Genomic DNA, 3,141 nt, shown 5'->3' on the forward strand with positions numbered 1-3,141 from the left:
GGCGCCTCGGCGAATTGGCGTCTCTGTCCTATGGACTGGCGATGACGGTGGTGGCGATGAAGACTGTGACGCCCGAACCGGCCGAGTCGGGCGCGCTGGTCGCGCGGCTGGAGACCCTGTCCAATGCGATAGAGCGCCTGCCGCGCGTCATTCCGCCGCGAGGCAAGGGCGAGGCGTCTGCCGCGCCGCCGCCATGCGATCTGCAGGACCAGATCGCGGCCTTGACGTCGCAGATGGAGGATGTCGTCGCGGGTGGGCCGATCGAGCGCCGGGAAAAGGCGCCAGAACAGGCTGAAAAAGGCGAAGTCAAGAAGAAGAAAGGCGGCTTTTTCGTCTCAGGCGCCTTCAGCGACCCCGCTTATAGCCGTTTCGCGCTAAAGGGAACGGCGGCGGTCATGATCAGCTATCTCACCTATACGCTGCTCGACTGGCCCGGCATCCATACCGCCATGCTGACCTGTTTCATCGTTTCGCTTACCACCGTCGGCGAAACCGTGCAGAAACTGTTTCTGCGCATCGCGGGCTGCCTCGTCGGCGCCCTGCTGGGCATAGTATCGATCGTCTTCATCCTTCCCGACACGACCTCGATTACCTCGCTGGTCGTTCTCGTCGGCCTGGTCACGCTGCCCGCGGCCTGGATCGCCGTCGGCAAGCCCACGGTCTCCTATATCGGCTTTCAGATCGCTTTCGCGCTTTACCTGTGCATCCTGCAAGGTGCCGAGCCGGGATTCGACCTGGTCGTCGCGCGCGATCGCGTCATCGGCATCCTGTTCGGCGACCTTGTCGTCTATCTCATATTCACCCGCATCTTCCCCGTCTCGACCTTGACCCAGCTCCGTCTCGATCTCGATAAACTGATCCGGCAGTGCCGGGATGTCGTAAAGACAAAGGCCGCCTTCGACCCCGCTGCCGGTGCGATCCAGGAAGCAGGCCGCGCCTATGCGACGCTCGAGACCGCCTCCGCCAATCTCGCGGCATATGGCTATGAAACATTTCACTCGGGAAACCGCCGTCTGCGGGCGCAGGCCAATAAGCTCGCCATCAAGGCGCTACGAGGCTTCGTCAATGCTTTGGCGGTTGTCGCCGCCTTTCCTCCACCGCAAGGCGACGCGGAAAAGTCCGAGGCGCTACGCCAGTTGTTGCTGCACGCCGAAATGAACCTGCAGACGCTCGCTTTCAGCCTTGCCGCGCCCTTCGACGTCTCGTCCGGGGCGCTCGTCGATTCGATGCCGCCCGCGCTTTCCCCGGATGACGAGCCTTCGCCACAAATCAGCGCGCTCGAAGCCCTGATGGCTCGTCTGAACAACGTCAAGATGACCCTGTTCCATTACCGTCGCCTTCTGCACACGGAGGCCGGCGCCTATGAATGAACACGACCGCGGCTGCGCAATATGGCGATCGATCAGAGTGCTGGCGCTGTTGATGCTCGCCGGCGCCCTCGCGGGTTGCGCGGCCTCGTCGCTGTCGCTCGCGCCGGAAGCGCCCGATGTCCCTTACAAGCCGGAGACTTCCGTTAGCGGCGCCGAAGCCGATCCTTCCGCCGCGTCGAAACTCACCGCGACGGGGGCCCGCGATTTCGGCCTGGCGCCCCTTCCGGACCTGCAATTCGACACCGGCCCCGGCGATCTCGAATCCAGCCATGTTTATTCGCTCGCCGAATTGATCGATCTGGCGCAGACCAGCAATCCAGAGACGCGGGTGGCCTGGGAAAGGGCGCGACAGGCGGCGCTCGCTGTCGGCGTCGTCAAGGCTTTCTATCTTCCCATGCTGAGCGCCACGGCGATCGGTGGCTATCAGCATACGTCGGGCTCGAACGAAGCCGCGGGCGTGCTGTCGAATCCGGGATCGCTCAACAGCAACGGGACCGTGACGGGCGTCGGCCTGCAATGGCTGCTGTTCGATTTCGGCCAGCGCGACGCGTTCAAGGAAGCCGCCGTCAACCTGTCGTGGGCGAGCAATATCGGCTTCAACGGCGCGCATCAGAAAATCATCTTCGACGTCAGCCGGTCATTCTATGATTACACTTCGGCGCGCCAGCGCGTGGCCATAGCGGAGAAAACCAGGGACGCCAGCGCGCGCCTGCTCGACGCCGCTTCGGAGAAATTCAAGAACGGCGTCGGCACTGCGGTCGAGACCGCCCAGGCCCGGCAATTGCTGGCCCAGGCCAATTTCAATCTCGTCCAGTCGCGCGGCGCCGAACGCGATATTTATCACGGCCTGATCGCGTCGGTCGGCATCTCGCCGGCGGCCAATATCCGCGTCGCCGACGTTTCCGGCCGGCCGCTTTCGCCGGCGGCGATGGTTCCCGTCGACCGTCTCATCGCCGCCGCCATCGCGCGCCGCGCCGACATTCAGGCAAGCTATGCCGCCGCAAAGGCCGCCCATGCCGGAATCGCCGCCGCCGAAGCCGAGTTCATGCCGAAAGTCTTCCTGTCCGCGTCGGGCACCTATGTCACCGGCGGCCTCAACGTGACGTCCATGCCGACACTGAACCTCGGCGCGCTCGGTTCGCCTTCGCTTCCCGTCGCCACGAGTTCTTCGCTCAGTGCGACCAACGGGACGGTTCTCGGCGGCGTCACGGTTCCGATCTTCGATGGCGGAATCCGCGACGCACGGCTGCGCGAGGCGCAATCGCGCACCGACGCCGCCGAGGCTACCTTGCAACGGCTGCAACAGAACGCGGCCTCGGAAATCGTGACTGCCGACGACGCGCTGCGCAGCAGCCTCGCGGCCTATCAGGCCGCGATCTCCCTGGTCTCTGCTTCGAGGACCACGGAAGACGCGGCCTTTGCCGCCTACAAGAGCGGCGCCGGTGCGATCACGACGGCGATCGAGGCTGAAAAAGCGCTGCTGGCGGCGCGACTCGCGCAGGAACCGGCGCATGGATCGGCCCTGATCGCCGCCGCGGCGCTGGCTTTCGCCACCGGGAAGCTTTCGTCTTCCGACGCGGTGGACGCTGGCCCATTGCGGTGACGAACAGCGCGCTCAGTTCGCGCATCCGCGGGTCAGAAGGTAAGTCTGCTTGTCGGCTTTATAGCCGAATCCGGTAGATAGCCATCGCACCCAGCAATGTCGGCAACGGGCGCATCCTTGCCCTTGCGCCTTCGACCGCTTTTCCTCATGGACCGGTCCTTCGGTCCA

At 64.4% G+C, this 3,141-nt stretch carries 2 protein-coding genes; both read left to right on the plus strand.

The genetic code is table 11. The features are described from left to right. On the plus strand, positions 1-1,370 hold a 1,370-nt coding region (locus ACLP2E_RS21340; protein WP_442467056.1), incomplete at its 5' end, for an FUSC family protein. Beyond that, entirely contained in the window at positions 1,363-2,973 is a 1,611-nt protein-coding gene (locus tag ACLP2E_RS21345; RefSeq protein WP_442467057.1) for a TolC family protein, read from the plus strand. The genes ACLP2E_RS21340 and ACLP2E_RS21345, both read left to right, overlap by 8 nt. Positions 2,974-3,141: the final 168 nt, after the last annotated feature.

Origin of the sequence: Rhodoblastus sp., assembly GCF_052145335.1 — a bacterium.
Classification (GTDB): domain Bacteria; phylum Pseudomonadota; class Alphaproteobacteria; order Rhizobiales; family Beijerinckiaceae; genus Rhodoblastus.

Bases quoted from the DNA above. Each gene is read 5' to 3' on its own strand.
- ACLP2E_RS21345 (WP_442467057.1), top strand. From the start codon at position 1,363: ATGAATGAACACGACCGCGGCTGCGCAATATGGCGATCGATCAGAGTG.